The sequence below is a fragment of the Modicisalibacter coralii genome (genome assembly GCF_004117855.1).
Taxonomy (GTDB): Bacteria; Pseudomonadota; Gammaproteobacteria; order Pseudomonadales; family Halomonadaceae; genus Modicisalibacter; species Modicisalibacter coralii.
The window spans coordinates 89,370-109,505 of record NZ_QWBW01000013.1 but is presented as its reverse complement, the minus strand read 5'-3'; the positions used below and the strand labels follow the sequence as shown (position 1 = coordinate 109,505).

At 67.0% G+C, this 20,136-nt stretch carries 17 protein-coding genes; 10 read left to right on the top strand and 7 right to left on the bottom strand.

All coding sequences use genetic code 11. From position 1 onward, the window contains the following. The first annotated feature begins 137 nt into the window (after positions 1-137). Together D0901_RS08780 and D0901_RS08775 are read left to right on the top strand one after the other, a co-directional pair. Positions 138-1,067 carry a hydroxyacid dehydrogenase gene (locus D0901_RS08780; protein WP_129139927.1) on the top strand — a complete coding sequence of 310 codons (930 nt, stop codon included), beginning with the start codon at positions 138-140 and terminating at the stop codon, positions 1,065-1,067. Continuing rightward, positions 1,064-2,068, top strand: coding sequence for an Ldh family oxidoreductase (locus tag D0901_RS08775; RefSeq protein WP_129139926.1), 1,005 nt, complete (start codon positions 1,064-1,066; stop codon positions 2,066-2,068). Before D0901_RS08780 ends, D0901_RS08775 begins: the two co-directional genes overlap by 4 nt. A gap of 310 nt (positions 2,069-2,378) precedes the next feature. Here D0901_RS08775 and D0901_RS08770 read toward each other — a convergent pair whose 3' ends face one another. The 4 genes from D0901_RS08770 to D0901_RS08760 all read right to left on the bottom strand — a co-directional run bounded on the left by D0901_RS08770 (position 2,379) and on the right by D0901_RS08760 (position 6,973). Further along, positions 2,379-3,446, bottom strand: a complete 1,068-nt coding sequence (locus tag D0901_RS08770; RefSeq protein WP_129139925.1) for a glycosyltransferase — start codon at positions 3,444-3,446, stop codon at positions 2,379-2,381. A gap of 36 nt (positions 3,447-3,482) precedes the next feature. Continuing rightward, positions 3,483-4,553, bottom strand: a complete 1,071-nt coding sequence (locus D0901_RS20880; protein ID WP_162500842.1) for a glycosyltransferase — start codon at positions 4,551-4,553, stop codon at positions 3,483-3,485. A 29-nt stretch (positions 4,554-4,582) separates the two neighbouring features. Further along, positions 4,583-5,284: a protein kinase family protein gene (locus D0901_RS20875; protein WP_162500841.1), complete on the bottom strand. Its 702-nt coding sequence runs from the start codon at positions 5,282-5,284 to the stop codon at positions 4,583-4,585. Positions 5,285-5,608: 324 nt separating this feature from the next. Then, the gene (locus tag D0901_RS08760) at positions 5,609-6,973 is read right to left on the bottom strand and encodes a nicotinate phosphoribosyltransferase (protein ID WP_129139923.1); all 1,365 of its coding nucleotides are present in this window, start codon (positions 6,971-6,973) and stop codon (positions 5,609-5,611) included. 213 nt (positions 6,974-7,186) lie between these two features. On the opposite strand from D0901_RS08760, the gene lhgO reads away from it, so the two are divergent. Beyond that, the gene (gene lhgO / locus D0901_RS08755; protein ID WP_129139922.1) at positions 7,187-8,383 is read left to right on the top strand and encodes an L-2-hydroxyglutarate oxidase; all 1,197 of its coding nucleotides are present in this window, start codon (positions 7,187-7,189) and stop codon (positions 8,381-8,383) included. A 6-nt stretch (positions 8,384-8,389) separates the two neighbouring features. On the opposite strand, the gene D0901_RS08750 is transcribed toward lhgO, so the two are convergent. After that, the gene (locus tag D0901_RS08750; RefSeq protein WP_129139921.1) at positions 8,390-9,100 is read right to left on the bottom strand and encodes an anti-sigma factor; all 711 of its coding nucleotides are present in this window, start codon (positions 9,098-9,100) and stop codon (positions 8,390-8,392) included. After that, positions 9,079-9,633, bottom strand: a complete 555-nt coding sequence (locus tag D0901_RS08745) for a sigma-70 family RNA polymerase sigma factor (RefSeq protein ID WP_129139920.1) — start codon at positions 9,631-9,633, stop codon at positions 9,079-9,081. The genes D0901_RS08750 and D0901_RS08745 overlap by 22 nt, the downstream gene beginning before the upstream one ends. Positions 9,634-9,877: 244 nt before the next feature. Between D0901_RS08745 and D0901_RS08740 the strand changes: the two genes are divergently transcribed. The 6 genes from D0901_RS08740 to D0901_RS08715 all read left to right on the top strand — a co-directional run bounded on the left by D0901_RS08740 (position 9,878) and on the right by D0901_RS08715 (position 16,697). Then, the gene (locus D0901_RS08740) at positions 9,878-10,591 is read left to right on the top strand and encodes a response regulator (RefSeq protein ID WP_129139919.1); all 714 of its coding nucleotides are present in this window, start codon (positions 9,878-9,880) and stop codon (positions 10,589-10,591) included. Then, positions 10,588-12,063, top strand: a complete 1,476-nt coding sequence (locus D0901_RS08735; protein WP_129139918.1) for an ATP-binding protein — start codon at positions 10,588-10,590, stop codon at positions 12,061-12,063. The genes D0901_RS08740 and D0901_RS08735 overlap by 4 nt, the downstream gene beginning before the upstream one ends. Before the next feature lie 320 nt (positions 12,064-12,383). Further along, complete coding sequence (locus D0901_RS08730; protein ID WP_129139917.1) at positions 12,384-13,637, top strand: ABC transporter substrate-binding protein; 1,254 nt, start codon at positions 12,384-12,386, stop codon at positions 13,635-13,637. A gap of 112 nt (positions 13,638-13,749) precedes the next feature. Next, positions 13,750-14,679 carry a carbohydrate ABC transporter permease gene (locus D0901_RS08725; protein ID WP_129139916.1) on the top strand — a complete coding sequence of 310 codons (930 nt, stop codon included), beginning with the start codon at positions 13,750-13,752 and terminating at the stop codon, positions 14,677-14,679. Further along, complete coding sequence (locus tag D0901_RS08720) at positions 14,672-15,550, top strand: carbohydrate ABC transporter permease (protein WP_129139915.1); 879 nt, start codon at positions 14,672-14,674, stop codon at positions 15,548-15,550. Before D0901_RS08725 ends, D0901_RS08720 begins: the two co-directional genes overlap by 8 nt. Positions 15,551-15,572: 22 nt before the next feature. Next, complete coding sequence (locus tag D0901_RS08715) at positions 15,573-16,697, top strand: ABC transporter ATP-binding protein (RefSeq protein WP_129139914.1); 1,125 nt, start codon at positions 15,573-15,575, stop codon at positions 16,695-16,697. A gap of 10 nt (positions 16,698-16,707) precedes the next feature. Here the strand turns inward: D0901_RS08715 and D0901_RS08710 are convergent, their stop codons facing one another. Continuing rightward, entirely contained in the window at positions 16,708-18,450 is a 1,743-nt protein-coding gene (locus D0901_RS08710; RefSeq protein ID WP_129139913.1) for a SulP family inorganic anion transporter, read from the bottom strand. 378 nt (positions 18,451-18,828) lie between these two features. Here D0901_RS08710 and aptA point away from each other — a divergent pair, with 378 nt between their 5' ends. Beyond that, a complete protein-coding gene (gene aptA / locus D0901_RS08705; protein ID WP_224419792.1) occupies positions 18,829-20,109 on the top strand; it encodes an omega-aminotransferase AptA in 1,281 nt (426 codons plus the stop codon). The last annotated feature ends 27 nt before the right edge of the window (positions 20,110-20,136 follow it).

The following is a 20,136-nucleotide window of genomic DNA, read 5'->3' as shown; positions in this document are numbered from 1 at the left end:
GGACAGATCTTTGCGGAGGCGCTGTGAACCCTTCCCTGGGCGCTACATTCGCCGTCCTGGCGAATGACCTCCGCGACGATCTGCCCCCTGCGCCCCTTCATCATCGAGGCGCACAAGCGCACTCATGAGGACCAATGATGACCGATGTACTTATCAGTGAATTCATGGACGAGGCGGCCGTGGCCGACCTCGAAAAGGACTGCTCGGTGACCTTCGACGCCACCCTGGTCGACGATCGTGACCGGCTGCTGGCGGCGGGCGCCGGTGTGCGTGGGCTGATCGTGCGCAACCGGACGCGCGTCGACCGCGAACTGCTGGCGCGCTTTCCCGACCTGATCGCCGTGGGGCGGCTGGGCGTGGGGCTGGACAATATCGATCTCGAGGCCTGCCGGGAGTCCGGTATCGCCGTGCTGCCGGCGACCGGCGGCAACACCGTGTCGGTGGCCGAATACGTGCTGACCGGTATCTTCATGCTGCGCCGCGGGGCCTACCTGTCGACGTCGCGGGTGCTGGCTGGCGAGTGGCCGCGTCAGGCGTTGATGGGGCACGAGACCCAAGGGGCGATGCTGGGTCTGGTGGGCTTCGGGGGCATCGCTCGGGATCTGGCCCGGCGCGCCCAGTGTCTGGGGATGTCGGTGATGGCGTTCGATCCCTTCGTGGCCGAGGACGACGCCGCCTGGCAGACGGTCGAGCGCGTCGACCGACTGGAAACGCTGCTCGCCGCGGTGGACGCGGTCAGCCTGCATGTCCCGCTGACCGAAGGCACGCGTCATCTGATCGATGCCGAGGCTCTGATGGCGATGAAACCGGGAAGCCTGCTGATCAACACCGCGCGTGGCGGCATCGTCGACGAGGCGGCCCTGGCCGCCAGCCTTCGCGCAGGCCACCTGGGCGGGGCGATGCTGGACGTCTTCGAGGACGAGCCGCTCACCGCAGGCTCGGCGCTGGCCGGCGTCGACGGGCTGATCGCCACGCCGCACATCGCCGGCGTGACGCACGAGTCCAACGAGCGGATCAGCTGGATCACCGTCGACAACGTGCGCCGGGCGCTGGGGGTGAACGCATGAACACGACGCTGTCGCTACGCGATGCCGAGGCCCTGGCGGTCGAGGCCCTCGAGGCGGTCGGCGTGCCGCGCTGGGAGGCCGGCGTCAGCGCCCGGGCGCTGATCGCCGCCGAGCGCGACGGCTTGCCCTCGCACGGCCTGTCGCGACTGCCGTTCTATCTCGCCCAGGCCTGCAGCGGCAAGGTGGTTGCCGGTGCCCGGGCCCGGGTCGAGGTCGCCGGGTCGGTGATTCGCGTCGACGCTGGACACGGCCTGGCGTTTCCGGCAATCGCCCGGGGCGTCGAGCGGGCGATCCCGCTGGCCCGCGAGCTGGGGCTGGTCGCCGTGGCGATCGGGCGCTCGCATCACTTCGGGGTCGCCGGGGAGCCGGTCGAGCGCCTGGCGCGGGAAGGCCTGGTGGCCATGGCCTTCAGCAACGCGCCCTCGGCGATGGCCCCGTGGGGCGGCAAGCGCCCGCTCTACGGGACCAACCCGATCGCCTTCGCCACCCCGCGGCGCGATGCCGAGCCGCTGGTCATCGATCTGTCGTTGTCGAAGGTCGCCCGCGGCAAGGTGATGCTGGCCAAGAAGGCCGGCGAACCGATCCCCGAGGGGTGGGCGCTCGACATCGAGGGCCGGCCCACCACCGACCCGGATGCGGCGATCGCCGGCAGCATGGTGCCCGCCGGCGATGCCAAGGGCGCCTCGCTGGCGCTGATGGTGGAACTGCTCACCGCTGGGCTGACCGGCAGCCACTTCGGCTTTCAGGCCAGTTCCTTCTTCGAGGCGGAAGGCGAGGCGCCGAGCGTCGGGCATCTGATCCTGGCCTTCGATCCGGCCCGCTTCAGCGACGGCTATCTCGCGCACATCGAAGCCCTGTTTCAGGCCATGCTCGACCAGCCGGGGGTCCGGCTGCCCGGGGCGCGGCGTTACGCCTTGCGCGCCGAGCGTGGCGAGTCGATCGAGCTACCCGAGGCGGTGGTCGCCGAGTTGCGTGCCTACGCGGCGTCTCGCACCCCATGATCGGGAATTAGGTGCTTCGCGGATCGGCGTGAAACGTTAAGTTACCGCCATGGGGCCTAAACTATCTCCCACGAAAACCAGCCTGGACGGCGCACTGGCGCATGGGGGCTCCTGTGGGAGGGAACTTGTTCCCGATTGGCGCCGCAGGCGCCCGGCATGGCCGGGAAAGGTACGGTGCCCGCCGCCATCGCGAATAAATTCGCTCCCACAAGGACCAGTCAACTGGCAGGTGGCTGTGGGAGGGAGCGTGTTCAGGAGGATCCACGCCGGATTTCCCGGCACAATGCGATGAACCCGGAATTAGAGGGTTTTATTCCAGCGCCTCGAACTGCGGTAACACGGTGTCCTTGAGGAAGGGCCGATAATGATCCTCGGTGACCGGGACCGGGTCGGCGTCCATGCGCGCGATCGCGTCGGCGAGTGCCGGTTCGTCGTCCATCGGCACCAGGAAGGGCGCCAGCGTGCCGCCGAGGATCTCCCGCGGCCCGGAGGGGCAGTCGACGCTGACCACCGGCGTGCCGAGCAGCAGGGCCTCGATCAGCGCCCGCGGCAGCCCCTCGGCATCCGAGGTGAGAATCAACGCCCGGGCGTGGCGAATGAACGGGTAGGGGTTGGTCTGGTAGCCGGGCAGGATGACCCGGTCGTTCAAGTCCATCTCGTCGATCAGGGCGCGCAGGCGCGCTTCCTGATCGCCCTTGCCCTTGCCCAGCAGCACCAGGGGCGTGGTCACGCCGCTGGCCTTGTAGGCGCGCAGCAGCCGGTCGTGGCGCTTGCGGGGCTCGTAGGTGCCGACGTTGATCAGGTAATCGCCGTCCGGCAGGTTCGCCGGCTCCTCGGCCATGGCCAGGAAGGGCTCGCGTTCGTAGGGGTTGTAGATGGCGCGTATCTCGGCCGGCTCGAGACCGATGACCTCGCGCAGGTTGCGCTCGACGCCCTGCGAGACGGCGATTACCTTGCGGCCGGTATAGAAGCGATGGACCTTGGCGAAGGCCTTGGCGCGCAGGGCCGGGTCGCTGAACTTGGCCGAGATGTCGCTCTTGATCCAGAAGTGCAGGTTCGGGTAGCGCAGGTGCCGGGTGATCTTGTCGCAGGAGCAGGAAATGATCACGTCCGGGGCGAAGGCGTCCAGCGCCCTGGCGATGCGCCGTGCCTGCCAGCGTTCCACCCCGGCGTTCGAGAACAGCTTGGTGAAGCGGTTGACCGCTTGGAGATTGGTGATCGTCAGGCCCGGCGGCACGCGGTGCTCGATACGGTCCCGGAGGATGAACACCTCGACCGTGTTGCCGCGCTGGCGCAGGCCATCGGCGGTATAGAGCAGCGACTTCTCGGCACCGCCGCCGTAGAGATCCTCGATCACGAAGGCGAAACGTTTGCTCATGGTATCGGGCCGTGATGAAAGGAGTGGATGACCGCCTCAGCCGGGCAGGGCGCGGTATTGTTCGGCAATGGCCGCTGGGTCGAAGCGTCGATAGTCGGCCTCGTGGATGGGCGGCGGATCGGCCACCAGCTCGCCGATCGCCCGAGCCAGTGCGGCCTCGTCGTGCATCGGCACCAGGCCCCTGGCCAGCCCGCCGGTGAGTATCTCCCGGGGCCCTGACGGACAATCGGTACTGACTACCGGCGTATCGCAGGCCAGCGCCTCGGCGATCACCCGGCCGAAGCCCTCGTAGTCGGAGCTCAGCACCAGTAGGCGGGCATGATGCATGTAGGGGTAGGGGTTGTCGAGTTGCCCCAGCAATACGACACGCTCTTCGAGGCCCAACGCCTCGATTTCGCGCCGGACGTCGGTCGTGTCGCCGTCACCGATCATCAACAGGCGTTGAGTGACCCCGCTGGCGCGGTAGGCGCGCAGTAGCCGGTCATAGCGCTTCGACTTGCGCACCAGGCGCCCCACGAAGACCAGATAGTCCCGGTAATCGACCGCTTCGCGCATCCGCGCACGGATCGTCTCGATATCGATTCCGTTGTGGATGACCCGGGTCTCGGCGGGCTCGACACCGGCCCGCCGTAGCGAATCGAGCAGGCCCCGGGAAATGGCGATGACGCGGCGCCGGTGATAGAGCCGGACCAGGTCGCGACGCCGACGGCGTGTCTTGCGGTCCTCGCCGGCTGCCAGATGCGAGGCACGGTCCGAACGAATGCACAGCCAGGCCCGGTCGGCCAGGGAGGAGCGCACGACGACCTGATGCGAATAGTAGAGATTGGCGACCACCAGGTCGGCGTGGGCGAGGTCGAGACGTTCCACCAGAGCGTCGAGCTGCCTGGCGTGCAGCCGATAACGGCGCCAGCGGTCCCAGGGCCAGCGGGGCGCCAGCGGCAGGCAGTGGACGGCGACCCCCTCGGGGACGGCGTGCCAGACCTTGTCGCTCAATACCACCAGGGTCACGGCAACACCCTGCTGCGTCAGCGCGCGGGTCAGGGCGAGGATCGACTGCGGTGCGCCGCCGCCGCCGAGATGATCCGTGATGAACAAAGCGTGTTGCATGGGAGTTTCCTGGCAGTGGATGGTGCGCCCTAGACCAGACGCGCCTCGAGATACTCGAGGGCCCAGCGCCGGTACGCTTCGCCCTTCAGCTTGGTGGGGCTGAGCATGGCCTCGACGCAGGCCCGGCGCCGTTGCGGGTCGGCGGGCAGCTTGCGCACATGGGTATCGATCCAGATCAGTCCGCCGTCGCCATCGACCATGACGTTGCCGTAGTGAAAGTCGCGATGGGCGTAGCCGTGCTCGATCAATTGCAGTGCCTCGTCGCACATCCGCTTGAGCAATGCCAGGCGGCCGCTTTCCCCCTGGGCCAGGAAGAACGGCTCGCCGGAGACGGCATCGCGGCGATAGTCCATCACATAGACCGAGCCCAGCGCATTGAACGGGTTGATGGCGACGCCGTAGGCATGGCATTCGACCGCCTTCAGGCCGGCACGGCGTATGATGCGGTTGCTGCGGTACTCCCGGTAACCGGCGAAGCGCCCGGAGAGCCGTTTCTCGAGCAGGTCGCGCAACAGCCATTTCATGGGGCGCCGTCGCCAGTCGTACTTGTCCGTGACGATCTTGAAAAGCCGCGTCCCGTGCGCGTCCAGGTAGAAGCGACTGCTGCCGACATCCTCCAGCGGCTGCATGGCCTCCGGGTGCTCCAGGCGCAGGTGTCGGTCCAGCGGACGACGGTCGTGCAGCAGATACCAGTGCCATTGGCCGGCCATGGCGAGACGGTGAAGAGGCATCGATCGGGCGGGTCCCTGAAAAGCGAGGGTCAATGCTCGTGAAACGCGGCGGGTACGTCAAGCTGTGGAGAAGGCGCGGGTGCGCCTTCTCGTGCGGTGGCTGGCCAGGGAGCGTATTTCCAAACTCTCGGATCATGGGCACCGGTGGCAGGGCAAAGCGAGGGTCCTTTGCCATGGCCGGAAAATGCTCCTTTCCATTCCGGCATTACCGCCATCCATGGCGGTCAGATAGCAAAGGTAGCGCCCAGGGAGGGGTTTATAGCGCCCTTGCGACGCCCTGCCGACGGAGATGCCCACTTCGTCTACCGGTTGTGAAAGGCGTCCTCAGCCGTCGGTGGGCAGGCCCAGGCGCGATTCCGCCAGACGACGGCGTTCGTGAATGCGCTCGCTGATGTCGACCCGGTAGGGCGCGGCCTCATCGAGTCGCCGCAGCCCCTCGGGCAGCCGTGACACGGCGTCGAGGCTCGCCTGACGCGCTTCGTCGATCGAGGCCATCTGCGTGCTCTGAAACGCGCCGTCGACGACGATCGGCGCGAGCAGGGGCTCGCCCGGGGCGGATTCCTCGCGCAGTGTCAGGGTGTCGCGCTGGAAAGTGCCGTCGTCGTTGGCGTGGCGATAGATCTGCTTGCGGCCGGGCAGGGAGTGCTTGCCGGGCGAGTGCTTGAGGCGCGGCTCGTCGGCGTATTCGGTGAGCTTGTAGGCCAGTTCCAGGCAGGGGGCGTCGCTGGCAGCGCCCAGCGAGGTGCCGACGCCGAAACTGTCGATGGGCGCCTCGTCGGCGATCAGGTCCTGGATGCGGTATTCGTTGAGCCCACCGCTGGCGGTGATCGCGATCTCCGGATGGCCGGCGTGATCGAGCAGGTGGCGACAGGTCTTGGCGAGTTCGCTGAGATCGCCGGAATCCAGGCGAATGGCGCTGATCTCGAGGTGCGGGTTGGCGTCGAGCCAGCCGATCAGGCGCTTGACCGCGTTCACCGTGTCGTAGGTGTCGACCAGCAGCACCGTGCCGGGGAATTCCCGGGCAAAGGCCTGCAGGGCGCCATCCTCGCTGGCGTGGGCCTGCACGAAGCTGTGCGCCATGGTGCCGCGTGCCGGCAGGCCGTGGCGCGCCGCGCCCAGCACGTTGCTGGTGGCGGCGATCCCGGCCATGCGGTAGGCGCGTACCCCGCGGATGGCGGCATCCATGCCGTGCATGCGCCGCATGCCGAAATCGACCACGTCTCGCCCCTCGGCGGCATTGACGATCCGCGATGCCTTGGAGGCCAGCACCGTCTCCAGGTGCACGTAGTTCATGATCAGGCTTTCGATGAGCTGTGCTTCGGCGATCGGCGCCTCGACTTCCAGCAACGGCTCGTGGGGAAAGACCGGCGTGCCTTCCTGAACGGCATGGATGGTGCCGGTGAAGCGAAAATTCGCCAGCCACTCCAGGAATGCCTCCTTGAACAGGCCCAGCTCGCGCAGCGCGGCGATCTGGCGCTCACCGAAGCGCAACTGCGTGATCAGGCGGGCGACATGCTGCTGGCCACAGGCGAGCATGTAGTTGCGATGGGCCGGCAGCTTGCGAAAGAACAGGCTGAACGTGGCGGTTTCGTTCATGCCTTCGGCCCAGTACGCCTGGAGCATGGTCAATTCGTAGAGATCGACCAGCAGACTGAGGTCGTCGTCGCTGGGCAGTTCCTGGTGCGTCATCCTCTCACTCCTTGATGGTGGTTCCGGCATCGCGCAGCGCGTCCATGCAGCGTCTGGAGCGATTCGCGAAGGAGCCTGAATCAGGTGTGGCTGCCATGATACGGCTTTTCAAGTGCCTTGAAGCCTCCGACGAATTTCGGTATCCCATGCGAGGGGCCCGGTACGCGACGACGAACGCGACAGCCGGTGGCGCTCATCCGACAAGGGGCAGACGTGTACGATTTCATCATCATTGGAGCCGGTATTCTGGGACTGTCGACCGCCATGCAGCTCAAGCGGGCATATCCCGGCAAGCGCATGCTGGTCCTGGAGAAGGAGGAGGGGCCGGCGCGTCACCAGAGCGGCCACAACAGCGGCGTCATTCACGCCGGGGTCTATTACGCCCCCGGCAGTCACAAGGCGACGTTCTGCCGCGAGGGCAATCGCGCCACCAAGGCGTTCTGCGACGAGCATGCCATCCCTTACGACATCTGCGGCAAGGTCCTGGTCGCCACCAACGACCTGGAAATGCAGCGCATGCATTCGCTGTGGGAGCGCATCGGGGCCAATGGCCTGCAGCGTGAATGGCTTTCCGCCGAGGCGCTTCGCGAACGCGAGCCCAACATCACCGGGGTGGGGGGCATCTTCGTGCCTTCCAGCGGCATCGTCGACTATGCCCGGGTGGCGGCGGCGATGGGCGACGAATTCGTCCGCCAGGGCGGCGAGATTCGCTTCGCCACCGGCGTCACGGGACTCAGCGAGCGTCGCGAGGAGGTGGTCGTCGACACCACTCAGGGCACTTATACCGCCAGCCACCTCGTCTCCTGCGCCGGGCTCATGGCCGATCGCGTGGTCAGCATGCTGGGCGTCAAGCCGGGCTTCACGATCTGCCCGTTCCGCGGCGAATATTACCGTCTGCCGGCCGAGCACGACACCATCGTCAATCATCTGATCTACCCGATTCCCGACCCGTCGATGCCGTTTCTCGGCGTGCACCTGACCCGCATGATCGACGGCAGCGTCACGGTGGGCCCCAATGCGGTGCTGGCGTTCAAGCGCGAGGGCTACCGCAAGCGCGACGTGTCGCTGGCCGACAGCGCCGCCATGCTGACCAACCGCGGGGTGCTCAAGGTACTCAAGGCCAATCTGCGCCCGGGACTGGCCGAGCTCAGGAACTCGTGGTCCAAGAAGGGCTATCTGGGCGAGGTGCGCAAGTACTGTCCGAGCCTGACCCTCGACGACCTTCAGCCCTATCCGGCCGGGGTGCGCGCGCAGGCGGTCTCCGACGACGGCAAGTTGATCGACGACTTCCGCTTCGTCAACACGACCCGGACGGTGAACGTCTGCAATGCGCCGTCCCCCGCGGCCACCTCGGCACTGCCGATCGGCGCGCACATCGTCGACAAGGTCAAGGCGCTGGTGGGTGGCTGAACGCCGCTACAGGCGTACCTTGTCGTCGCCGCGCATCGGTATCAGTCGACCGTGGTCGATCACCGGGCCGGTGGGCTTGCCCTGCGGGGCGCCGCCGGCGGGCTCGATGCTCACCGCCAGGTCGGCGTGGCGCATCAGCGAGCGCAACTCCCGCGGCATCTCCATGCGCGCCTCGCCGCGGTCCGGCAGCATGCCCAGCGAGACGGGCTCGCCATCCTTCATCAGCCACAGCTCACCGGCCATGCCCGAGGGCATCGCCGGCTGGACCGCCTGGACCATCAGCTCGCCGCTTTCGCTGGCGCTGATGATCCAGCCCGGTACCTGATCGTCGTCGAGGACCACGAAGACGGCATCGCCGGGGATCATGCCCGGGGCCGGGCGCAGGTAGAGAAACCCGGCGAGAACCAGTGCCATCAGCGCGAAAGCGGCGGTCAGTCCGCGCCAGACACCCAGGCGTCGACGCCAGGGCGTGTCGCTCAGCCCCAGCGTGCGGGCGATGCGTGGCCACAGGGTCTCGGGGGGCGGCACGGGGTCGAGCTGGTCGTTGAATACCTGGAGGTGCTCACGCCACCGGGCGACCTGGCGCCGAAGGTCGGGGCTCACTGCCAGCAGGGCCTCGAAGTTGGCGCGCTGGCGGCTGTCCAGGGTGCCCAGCACGTATTCGCCGGCGGCCAGGTCGCGCTCTTGCGGATCGCTCAGATCCCACGGCTCATGCATGCCTTCAACCTCTCCAGTCCGCGGCGTATCCAGCTCTTGACGGTGCCCAGCGGCTGGCTCAGGGCGCCGGCCAGCTCGCCATGGGTCAGCCCCTCGAAATACGCCTTCTCGAGCACCCGGCGTTGATCCGGCGACAGTTCCTCGAGACAGACGTGCAGGCGCCGGGTCTGCTGGGCGAGCTCGCTGATGGCGGCCATGTCGGGGTCGCTGCCCAGCCGATCGAGCGCCTCGTCGCCGTCCTCGACATGGCGATAACGGCGCCGCAGCCAGTCGATGCCGATGTTGCGGGCGATGGTGCTCAACCAGGTCATGGGACGGGCCAGGTTGGCATCGTAGCGTCCCGCCGTCTGCCAGACACGCAGGTAGACCTGCTGCAGGCAGTCCTGGGCGGCGCCTTCCTCCCTGACGATACGCAGCAACTGGGCATAGAGATGCGGGCTGGTCGCCCGGTACAGGCGTTCGAAAGCCCGGGCCTCGCCGTTGGCGCAGGCGGCCAGGTTGTCGATCAGGTCTTCCTGCGGTTCGTGAGGCATGCCGTTCCCATGGCGTAAGGCGACGTCGAGCGGCGCGTCATAGGGTGTTTTGTCTAGTCTTCGCTACCCGTTGCTTCCTGTAAAGCCGCCCATTCTCCAAGGGCCCGTCAGGCTTACCACTTTGGTCGCGGGTGCGGCGCCGAGCGCTTGATGCTCCCGGTCGGGCGACGCATCATCTCTCGAACTTTACTGATGATCTCCCCCTCGGCCTTCCTGCCGGGCGGGGCCCGGGAACGCTCCCTCTATGACGATGCAGCCTTCGACGGTGGTCGTGGTCGACGATGATGCCGAGATTCGTGAACTGCTCAAGACGTACCTCGATCGTCACGGCTATCGGACGCAACTCGCCGAGGACGGCGATGCCCTGTATGCCCTGATGCGGGAAGCGACGCCGGATCTGGTGATCCTCGACATCATGCTGCCCGGCGAGGATGGGCTCTCGCTGTGTCGCGATCTGCGCCGCCACGACGACGTGCCGATCATCATGCTCACCGCCAGTGCCGACGAGACCGACCGCATCCTCGGCCTGGAACTGGGCGCCGACGATTACCTGGCCAAGCCGTTCAACCCCCGCGAACTGCTGGCGCGGATCAAGGCGGTGCTGCGCCGCGCCCGGCCGGCGACCGCGGAGTCGGCGCGGGTGGTGCGCTTCGGGCACTGGCGGCTGGACCGCATCACCCGCGAGCTGATCGACGGTGACGGCAACCGCAGTTCGCTTTCCGGCGCGGATTACCTGTTGCTGGGGGTCTTCCTCGACCATCCCGAGCAGGTGCTTTCACGGGAACAGTTGTTCGACCTGAGTCGCGGCCGTCGCGCGCCGCCGCTGGACCGCTCGATCGACGTCCACGTGTGTCGCCTGCGCCAGCGTCTGGGCGAGGATGCCCAGCATTCACAGCTGATTCGCACCGTGCGTGGCGCCGGCTACGTGCTGGCCGCGCCGGTCGATGCGGTGACGTGAAGCACTGGTTTCGCCCGCGCACCCTGCGCGGACGCTTCGTGCTGCTCATGCTGGTCGGCGTCTTGGGCGCCCAGGTGACGAGCTATGGCCTGTGGAGCTGGCAGGCCGATCGCGAGCGCATGATCCAACTGGACACCGTGTCGCGCAATCTCGCCGAGAGTCTGGCGGCGACGGTGCGCTACTTCCGTGCGTTGCCCTACGAGTACCGTCACATCGTTCTCGATCAACTGCGCGACATGGGCGGCACGCGCTTCTTCGTCAGCGTCAACGACCACCGTATCCCGATCGAGCGCACGCACGGCGGCCGGGCGCGGGAACTGGTCGCCCGCAACCTGCGCGACGGCCTGACCCGCGAGCTGGGCCAGCTCGAACTGCACATCGGCTTCTCGCGGCCCGCCGACCTGCGCGTGTTCAACAACGAGGTACCGCTCAACGAACTGCCGGCACACTGGGCCCATCGAAGCCTGGCGATGGCGCCGCTATCGACGCCGATCCTGGTGATACAGATGCCGCTCGAGGGCCGTCACTGGCTGTTCGTGGCCACCACGCTGCCGATCGCCGGGCTGCTCGACGAACCGGCGTGGTTCTCGGGGGATCGGCTGTTCGTCTCGCTGGCGGTGCTGATCACGGTCATCGGCCTGTCGTTGCTGGGGATCCGCTGGCTGACCCGGCCGCTGTCGGTGCTGGCGCGTGCCGCGCGGCGCCTGGGCGACGATCTGGAATCGCCGCCGCTGGCCGAGCGTGGCCCCCGCGAGCTGCGGGACACCGCCATCGCCTTCAATCGCATGAGCGAGCGGATTCGCCATCAGGTCGACGAGCGCGAGCGTTTGTTCTCGGCGATCTCCCACGACCTCAAGACGCCGATCACCCGGCTGCGCCTGCGTGCGGAGATGCTCGACGACGTCGACCAGCGCGAGGCGTTCGTGCGCGCCCTCGACGAGATGGATCAACTGGTCAAGGGCGCGCTGGCCTCGGTGAAGGGACTCGACCTGCACGAGCAGGCCGTGACGGTGGACGTGGATGCGCTACTCGAGGATCTCGTCGCCGAACTGGCCGTCTACGACACGCCGCTTCGCCGTGACGGTCGGGCCGGCGAGATCGTTGCCAAGCCGCTGGCGCTCAAGCGCTGTCTGGCCAACCTGATCGAGAACGCTATCTTCTACGGCCAGCGCGTCGAGATTGTCTGCCAACGCCACGCAAATCAGCTGGTCGTGATCATTCGCGACGACGGCCCGGGGATTCCCGAGGCGCAACGCGAGCGGGTCTTCCAGCCCTTCGTGCGTCTCGAGCCCTCGCGCAGTCGCCACACCGGTGGCAGCGGCCTGGGGCTGGCGATCGCCCGCCACATCGCCCGGGCCCATGGCGGCGATATCCAGCTCGGCGCGGCGCCGGGCGGCGGCCTTGCCGTGCGGCTCAGCCTGGCGCCGGGCGGCAATCTGGGCGCGACGGAGCGGAATATTACGAGCCTGTAAGAAACCGGCAAGACTTTGCAGGACTCGGTAACTCGCAAACCGCCGAGCGTACGTTACTGTACTTAACATGATGCCGAATCCGGCACGTGATAACGACAAGAGTGCAGGACCACGCCATGCCGTTTACCGAATGCCTCACCAGTCAGGCGTCCATCATGCGCCGTGCCTCCCCGCCGCCATGGCGTCTTGCTATCCGTGCCGAATATCGGGATTCCGTGACGCGTAGCGTCCGTACCACTTCCCGTGTTTCCCAGGATCGAGACGAGTGCGTCTCGTGACCGACCCCGCGTCAGCACAATAACCAGAAGGAGTCACACGCCATGAAGCCGATTCATACCCTTGCCGTGGGTGCCGCCCTGGCAGCCGCCGTCGGACAGGCCAACGCCGCCGAAATCGAGGTGCTGCACTGGTGGACCTCGGGTGGCGAGGCCAAGGCGGCCAACATGCTCAAGCAGAAACTCGAGGCCAAGGGCCATACCTGGAAGGATTTCGCCGTGGCCGGAGGGGGTGGCGACAGTGCCATGACGGTTCTCAAGTCGCGGGCGATCTCCGGTAATCCGCCGGCGGTGGCCCAGATCAAGGGGCCGTTGATCCAGGAGTGGGGCGAGATGGGTTTCCTCGGCAACATCGACGAGGTCGCCGAGAAGGAGAACTGGAATGCGTTCCTGCCGGAGCGCCTGGCCGCCGACGACAAGGTCGATGGCCACTTCGCGGCGGTACCCGTCAACATTCACCGCATCAACTGGCTGTGGGCCAACACCGAGGTGCTCGAGAAGTCGGGTATCGACACCCTGCCCAAGACCTGGGACGAGTTCTTCGCCGACGCCAAGAAGATCCGTGAGGCGGGATTCATCCCGCTGGCGCATGGCGGTCAGCCCTGGCAGGACGCCACCGTCTTCGAGGTGGTGCTGATGGGGACCGGGGGCGCCGATTTCTATCGCAAGGCCTTCGTCGATCTCGATCCCGAGGCGCTGACCAGCGACACCATGGTCGAGTCGCTGAAGACCTTCAAGAAGCTGCGCGGCACCATGGACCCGGACATCGCCGGGCGTGACTGGAACATCGCCACCTCGATGGTGATCAGCGGCAAGGCGGCGATGCAGATCATGGGCGACTGGGCCAAGGGCGAGTTCACCGCTGCCGGTCTCGAGCCGGGCAAGGATTATCTGTGCGAGGCCGCCCCCATGACCGAGCACATGTTCTCCTACAACGTCGACAGCTTCGCGATGTTCCAGGTCGACGACGAAGGCCAGCATCAGGCGCAGATGGATCTGGCCAGCCTGATCCTCTCCAAGGACTTCCAGGCGACCTTCAACAAGGCCAAGGGCTCGATCCCGGTGCGCATGGACGTGCCCCTGGATGATTTCGACCCCTGCGCCAAGGCGTCCCACGAGGCCTTCCTCGCCGCCCAGGACGGCGGTGGGCTGGTGCCCAGTCTGGCGCACGGCATGGCCGTCTCGGCGAGCGTCCAGGGGGCGGTGTTCGACGTGATCACCAATTTCTTCAACGATCCCGACATGAGCGCGGAAACCGCGGCGGAACGCCTGGCCAGCGCGGTGCGCGCGGCCAGCTGATGTCGCGCCGGGGCCGGCCTTGTCGGCCCCGGCTTCCCACGCCCATCCAGAGGGTGTTTACAGGACAGCCGAGGGCGGTCCTGGTAGGTATCCTCTCAGCAAGGTTCTGTTCATGACTCCGACCCATTCCTTGCCACGCGCGCGGGCGCAGGCGGGACGGCGTTCGCTGTCCGGCTTTCTCGAGCGCGCGCTGCCACGCCTGGTGGTGGCGCCGTCGCTCGCCGTGGCGCTGTTCTTCGTCTACGGCTACATGCTGTGGACGTTCATCCTCTCGCTGACCAAGTCGCGCATGCTGCCGCAGTACGACTTCGCCGGCTTTGCCCAGTACGCGCGGCTGTTCGCCGACGAGCGCTGGCACGTCGCCGCCACCAACCTGGTGGTCTTCGGCGGGCTGTTCGTCGTCATCTGCCTGGTGCTGGGGCTGGTGCTGGCGATCCTGCTCGACCAGCGCATCCGTCAGGAGGGCGCGCTGCGCACCATTTACCTCTATCCGATGGCGCTGTCGCTGATCGTCACCGGCGTCGTCTGGCGCTGGCTGCTCAACCCCGGCCTGGGCATCCAGGCGATGGTGCGCGGCTGGGGCTTCGAGGGCTTCGACTTCGGCTGGCTGGTCGATCCCGACATGGCGATCTACACCCTGGTGATCGCCGCCGTGTGGCAGGCCTCGGGCTTCGTCATGGCGCTGTTCCTGGCGGGGCTGCGCAGCATCGACGACAGCCTGTTCAAGGCCGCCGCGCTCGATGGCGCCAGCCTGCCGCGGATCTACTGGCGCATCGTGCTGCCGTGCCTGCGCCCGGTGGTGTTCAGCGCGGTGATGATCCTCTCGCACATCGCCATCAAGAGCTTCGACCTGGTGATGGCGCTGACCGGCGGGGGGCCGGGGTATGCCACCGATCTGCCGGCGACCTACATGTATGTCCACACCTTCACACGCGGCCAGATCGGCCTGGGCTCGGCGAGCGCGATCATGATGCTCTGCGGGGTGCTGGCGATCCTGATTCCCTACCTGTATTCCGAACTGCGGGGGCGCAAGCATGGCTGACATGATACGTCGTCGGACGCCCGGCGCCCGGCTGCTGCGCGCCGGTCTCTACGCGTTGCTGATCGTCGCGGCGCTGGTCTACCTGATGCCGCTGGTGGTGATGATTCTGACCTCGCTGAAGCCGCTCGACGAGATCCGTGCCGGCGGGCTGCTCACCCTGCCGCAGGAGATCACCTTCGAGCCCTGGATCAAGGCCTGGAGCGAGGCCTGCACGGGCATGCGCTGCGAGGGGCTGTCCGGTTACTTCGTCAATTCGATCCGTATCGTCGTGCCGGCGGTGGCGATCTCCACGCTGATCGGCGCGATCAATGGCTATGCGCTGACCAAGTGGCGCTTCCGCGGTTCCGAACTGGTCTTCGCGATGCTGCTGTTCGGCTGTTTCGTGCCGTTCCAGGTGGTGCTGATGCCGATGGCTCGGACCCTGGGCTGGCTGGGGCTGGCGAGTTCGGTCAGCGGGCTGGTGCTGGTCCACGTGGTCTATGGCATCGCCTTCACCACGCTGTTCTTCCGCAATTACTACGTCTCGGTGCCCGACGAGATGATCGCCGCGGCCAAGCTCGACGGTGCCGGTTTCTTCCGCATCTTCTGGCGCATCCTGCTACCGGTGTCGGGACCGATCATCACCGTCTCGGTGATCTGGCAGTTCACCCAGATCTGGAACGACTTCCTGTTCGGGGTGGCCTTCGCCGGGTTCGATTCCCAGCCGGTGACGGTGGCGCTCAACAACCTGGTCAACACCTCGACCGGGGTGAAGGAGTACAACGTCGACATGGCGGCGGCGATGATCGCGGCGCTACCCACGCTGGTGGTCTATGTACTGGCCGGCAAGTATTTCGTTCGCGGGCTGACCGCGGGATCCGTCAAGGGTTGAATCGAGGATTCGGAGGTTTTTCATGTCCGCACTGGCAATACGTAATCTCTACAAGACGTTCGGCAGCACCGACGTGCTCAAGGACATCTCGCTGGCGATCGATTCGGGGGAGTTCCTGATCCTCGTCGGGCCCTCGGGCTGTGGCAAGTCGACGCTGATGAACGCCATCGCCGGCCTCGAACCGGTCACCGCCGGGGAGATCCTGATCGGCGGCGAGGAGGTCACCTGGCACACCCCGGCCGAACGCGACATCGCCATGGTCTTCCAGTCCTACGCGCTGTACCCGAGCATGACCGTGCGCCAGAACATCGCCTTCGGTCTGGAGATGCGCAAGGTCCCCAAGGTCGACCGTGAACGGGCGGTGGAACGGGTCGCCGACCTGCTGCAGATCTCGGCGTTGCTCGATCGCAAGCCGTCGCAGCTCTCCGGCGGCCAGCGTCAGCGTGTCGCCATGGGCCGCGCACTGGCCCGCGAGCCGCAGATCTACCTGTTCGACGAGCCGCTTTCCAACCTCGATGCCAAGCTGCGCGTCGAGATGCGCACCGAGATCAAGAAGCTCCACCAGCGCCTGGGAACCACGATCGTCTACGTCACCCACGACCAGATCGAGGCGATGACCCTGGCCGATCGCATCGCGGTGATGCGTGATGGCCGCATCCTTCAACTGGGCACGCCCGACGAGGTCTACAACGATCCCGCCGACATGTTCGTCGCCGGATTCATGGGCTCGCCGTCGATGAACTTCATCCACGCCGCGCTGGAGGGCAACCCGGGCGACTACCGGTTGCGCATCGATACCCAAGCGGGGCAGGGGGCGTTGACGCTGCCCTGGCCGGGTGAGCGGGAAACGCCGGAGATGGCGCGCTGCGTGGGCGAGACGGTGATCCTGGGCCTGCGCCCCGAGCATTTCAGCGAAGAGGATGCCCGACTCGGCGACCAGGCCGAGGGGACCCTGTTCGAAGCCACGACCACCGTGGTCGAGCCCACCGGTGCCGATACCCTGCTGCAGGTCAGCCTGGGCGAGACCGAGGCGACCGTGCGACTCGGCCCGAAGAGCCGGCTAGTGGCCGGCGAGCGGGTGGCGCTGCGGATCGACATGAGTCGGGCGGTGTTGTTCGAGGAAGATAGCGAGCGCCGTCTGGCCTGAGCCTCAGGGTTCAATCCAGCGGCTGGATCGACTCCCTGGTCTCCACGTGGCGCGGGCGCAACTCGCTCCAGGCGCCGTAGGTACTCAGGAAGACCCGGCCGGTCAGGTCGTCGAGCAGATCGCTGTGCTTGAGACGATCCATGACCGGCCCCTTGACCTCGGCCAGGTGCAGGGTCACCCCGGAATCCTTGAGACGGGCGTTGATCGCCTCGAGGCTCTCCAGCGCCGAGGCGTCGATCAGGTTGACCGCCGAGCAGATGAGCACCACGTCGGTGAGTTCGGGGCGCCGGGCGACCAGCGAGTAGAGGGTGTCCTCGAGATAGCGGGCGTTGGCGAAATACAGGCTCTCGTCGATGCGCAGCAGCGCCACCCGGGCGTGACTCTCCACGTTGTGGCGGGCGACGTTGCGGAAGTGCTCGGTGCCCGGCACCCGGCCCACCAGGGCGCTGTGCGGGCGGCTGGTGCGGTACAGGAACAAGCCGACCGACAGCGCCACCCCGGCGATGATGCCCGCCTCCACGCCTTCGAGCAGGGTAACGGCCAGCGTGGCCAGCAAGCCGGCGAAGTCGCTGCGCGAATAGCGCCAGGTGCGGCGCATGGCCTTGATATCGACCAGTGTGAGGATCGACACGGTGATGGTCGCCGCCAGGGTGGCGATCGGCAGGTAGTGAATCAGCGGCGTGAAGAACAGTGTGATCGTGGCGATGCCGAGTGCCGCGATCAGTCCGGCGGCGGGCGTGCGGGCCCCGGCATCGAAGTTGATCACCGTCCGCGACAGGCCGCCGGTGACCGGCATGCCGCCCGAAAAGGCGGCTGCCAGATTGGACGTGCCCAGGCCGATCAGCTCCTGATCCGGGGAGATCCGCTCGCGCCGCTTGGCGGCCAGCATCTGTCCCATCGACACCGATTCCACGAACCCCACCACGCTGATCAGCAGCGCCGGCACCAGCAGGCGATGCCACAGGTCGGTATCGAAGCCGGGCAGGGTCAGCGGGGGCAGGCCGCTGGGGACCGCGCCGACCACGGCCACTCCGGCCTCGTCCAGGGCGAACTGCCAGGTGACCCAGGTGGTCAGTACCACGGCGAACACCGGGCCGGCCTTGGCCAGCAGGTCGGCCAGCTTGCTCGGCAGACCCAGTCGCGTGAGCAGCCCTCGCCCGTGACGACGCACCGCGACCAGAAAGACCAGGGTGGCGAGGCCGATCGCCAGCGTCGGCAGGTTCAACGAGGCGAGGTCGCCGAACAGACTGCCCAGCAGGTCGGGGAGGGTGAAGCCGGAGGCCGACACGCCCAGCAGGTGGGCCGCCTGGCTGGCGGCGATCAGGATGCCCGAGGCGGACAGGAAGCCCGAGATCACCGGGTGGCTGAGGAAGTTGGCGAAGAATCCCAGCCGCAACAGGCCCATGGCGGTGAGCATCAGCCCCGACAGCAGCGACAGGACCAGCGCGGCCTGGACATAATCGGGTGACCCCGGCGGGGCGACGTTCGCCAGGGCGGCGGCGGTCATCAGGGCGATGATGGCGACCGGTCCCACGGCCAGGGTCCGGCTGGAGCCGAAGACCATGTAGACGATTGCCGGCAGGATGCTGGCATACAGCCCCATCACCGCCGGCAGTCCGGCCAGCAGGGCATAGGCCAGCGATTGCGGGATGACCATCACGGTGACGATCAACCCGGCGATCAGGTCGTGGCCGAATGTCTCGCGCCGGTAATCGGGAAGCCAGCTGAGCAGGGGCAGGTAGCGTTTGAGCATGAGCTAGGAAGTCTGGAAACTGCCGAGAGGCCCGGCATGGCGGATTTGCGGAAATGATGAGGGGTCGCCCGCGTGGGTGCAAGGTGCGGCCTGGCCTTATCCCGGCGAAGTCAGGTGGCGGCGCTCGTCGGGTGTGCCACCCGGGCGGTAGCGGGGTATTGGGAGGGTGATGCCCGCAGCGATTCGTGCAATACGTGAAGAAAGCCTGACGTGAAGGTTGATACTTCCTGGTATTCATACGCGGAGCCGTGGGCCATGCTGAGGCTGACTATCGGGCAAGATCACAACCACAGGATTCCCGCCATGCCAAGTCTCGACACCCAGGCCTCGCGGCCACCCGCCCACGACGATGCCCTGTCGGCCGGCTCGGCCTACTGGATGCCGTTCACCGCCAATCGCGACTTCCGCGACAATCCGCGCATGGTGGTCGGCGCTGAGGGGCGCTATCTGATCGACCGGGAGGGGCGGCGGTTGTTCGATTCGTTGTCCGGTCTCTGGTGCTGCGGCGCGGGCCACAATCGGGACGCCATCCAGCAGGCCGTGGCGCGCCAACTGGGCAGCCTGGACTACGCGCCGGGCTTTCAGGTCGGTCATCCGCTGGCCTTCGAGCTCGCCGAACGGATTGCCGCGCTGACGCCGACGGGGCTCGATCACGTCTTCTTCACCAATTCCGGCTCGGAGAGCGCCGATACCGCGCTCAAGATGGCGCGGGCCTACTGGCGGCTCAAGGGCAAGCCCGAGAAGACGCGCCTGATCGGGCGCGCCAAGGGCTATCACGGCGTCAACGTCGGCGGTACCAGTGCCGGCGGGATCGTCGGCAATCGCAAGCACTACGGGCAGTTGCTCGAGGTCGGCCATCTGCCGCACACCCTGCAACCCGGCCATGCCTTCACGCGCGGCCAGGCCGACAGCGGCGCCGAACTCGCCGATGCGCTGCTCGACCATATCGCGCTCAACGATGCCTCGAACATCGCCGCCGTCATCGTCGAGCCGATGTCCGGCTCGGCCGGGGTGATCGTGCCGCCCAAGGGCTACCTGGAGCGCCTGCGGGCGATCTGCGATCAGCACGACATCCTGCTGATCTTCGACGAGGTGATCACCGCCTTCGGTCGCTGCGGCGCGGCGACCGGCGCGGCGGCCTTTGGCGTCACGCCGGACATCATGAACGTCGCCAAGCAGGTGACCAACGGCGCCGTGCCGATGGGCGCGGTGATCGCCTCGAACGAGATCTTCGACACCTTCATGCAGGGGGGCGGGCCGCGCCACGCCATCGAATTCCCCCACGGCTATACCTACAGCGCCCATCCGGTGGCCTGTGCCGCCGGCCTGGCGGCCCTCGACCTGTTCGAGCGCGAAGACTTTCCGGCCCAGGTGCGCGAGATCGCCCCGGCCTTCGAGACACGCCTGCATGCCCTGCAGGGGCGCTCCCACGTGGTCGACATCCGCAACTACGGCCTGGCCGGGGCCATCCAGCTGGCGCCGCGCGGCAACGACCCGACCATCCGGCCGCGTGACGCGGCGCTGGCGCTGTGGGAGGCGGGCTTCTACGTGCGTTACGGGGGCGACACCCTGCAGTTCGGCCCGCCGTTCGCCTCGACCGACAGTGAGCTCGAGCGGCTGTTCGATGCCGTGGCCACCGCGCTCGACGCGCTCGACTGATCCCTTTCCACTCAACGACAACTCGAC

Excerpts from the sequence above, each read along its gene's own strand:
- D0901_RS08760 (WP_129139923.1), bottom strand. The coding sequence starts at position 6,973 with ATGACGCACCAGGAACTGCCCAGCGACGACGACCTCAGTCTGCTGGTC.
- D0901_RS20875 (WP_162500841.1), bottom strand. The coding sequence starts at position 5,284 with ATGCCTCTTCACCGTCTCGCCATGGCCGGCCAATGGCACTGGTATCTG.
- D0901_RS08720 (WP_129139915.1), top strand. The coding sequence starts at position 14,672 with ATGGCTGACATGATACGTCGTCGGACGCCCGGCGCCCGGCTGCTGCGC.
- D0901_RS08770 (WP_129139925.1), bottom strand. The coding sequence starts at position 3,446 with ATGAGCAAACGTTTCGCCTTCGTGATCGAGGATCTCTACGGCGGCGGT.
- D0901_RS08750 (WP_129139921.1), bottom strand. The coding sequence starts at position 9,100 with ATGCATGAGCCGTGGGATCTGAGCGATCCGCAAGAGCGCGACCTGGCC.
- D0901_RS08725 (WP_129139916.1), top strand. The coding sequence starts at position 13,750 with ATGACTCCGACCCATTCCTTGCCACGCGCGCGGGCGCAGGCGGGACGG.
- D0901_RS08715 (WP_129139914.1), top strand. The coding sequence starts at position 15,573 with ATGTCCGCACTGGCAATACGTAATCTCTACAAGACGTTCGGCAGCACC.
- aptA (WP_224419792.1), top strand. The coding sequence starts at position 18,829 with ATGCCGTTCACCGCCAATCGCGACTTCCGCGACAATCCGCGCATGGTG.
- D0901_RS08780 (WP_129139927.1), top strand. The coding sequence starts at position 138 with ATGACCGATGTACTTATCAGTGAATTCATGGACGAGGCGGCCGTGGCC.
- D0901_RS08745 (WP_129139920.1), bottom strand. The coding sequence starts at position 9,633 with ATGCCTCACGAACCGCAGGAAGACCTGATCGACAACCTGGCCGCCTGC.
- D0901_RS08775 (WP_129139926.1), top strand. The coding sequence starts at position 1,064 with ATGAACACGACGCTGTCGCTACGCGATGCCGAGGCCCTGGCGGTCGAG.
- D0901_RS08740 (WP_129139919.1), top strand. The coding sequence starts at position 9,878 with ATGACGATGCAGCCTTCGACGGTGGTCGTGGTCGACGATGATGCCGAG.
- D0901_RS08730 (WP_129139917.1), top strand. The coding sequence starts at position 12,384 with ATGAAGCCGATTCATACCCTTGCCGTGGGTGCCGCCCTGGCAGCCGCC.
- D0901_RS08710 (WP_129139913.1), bottom strand. The coding sequence starts at position 18,450 with ATGCTCAAACGCTACCTGCCCCTGCTCAGCTGGCTTCCCGATTACCGG.
- D0901_RS20880 (WP_162500842.1), bottom strand. The coding sequence starts at position 4,553 with ATGCAACACGCTTTGTTCATCACGGATCATCTCGGCGGCGGCGGCGCA.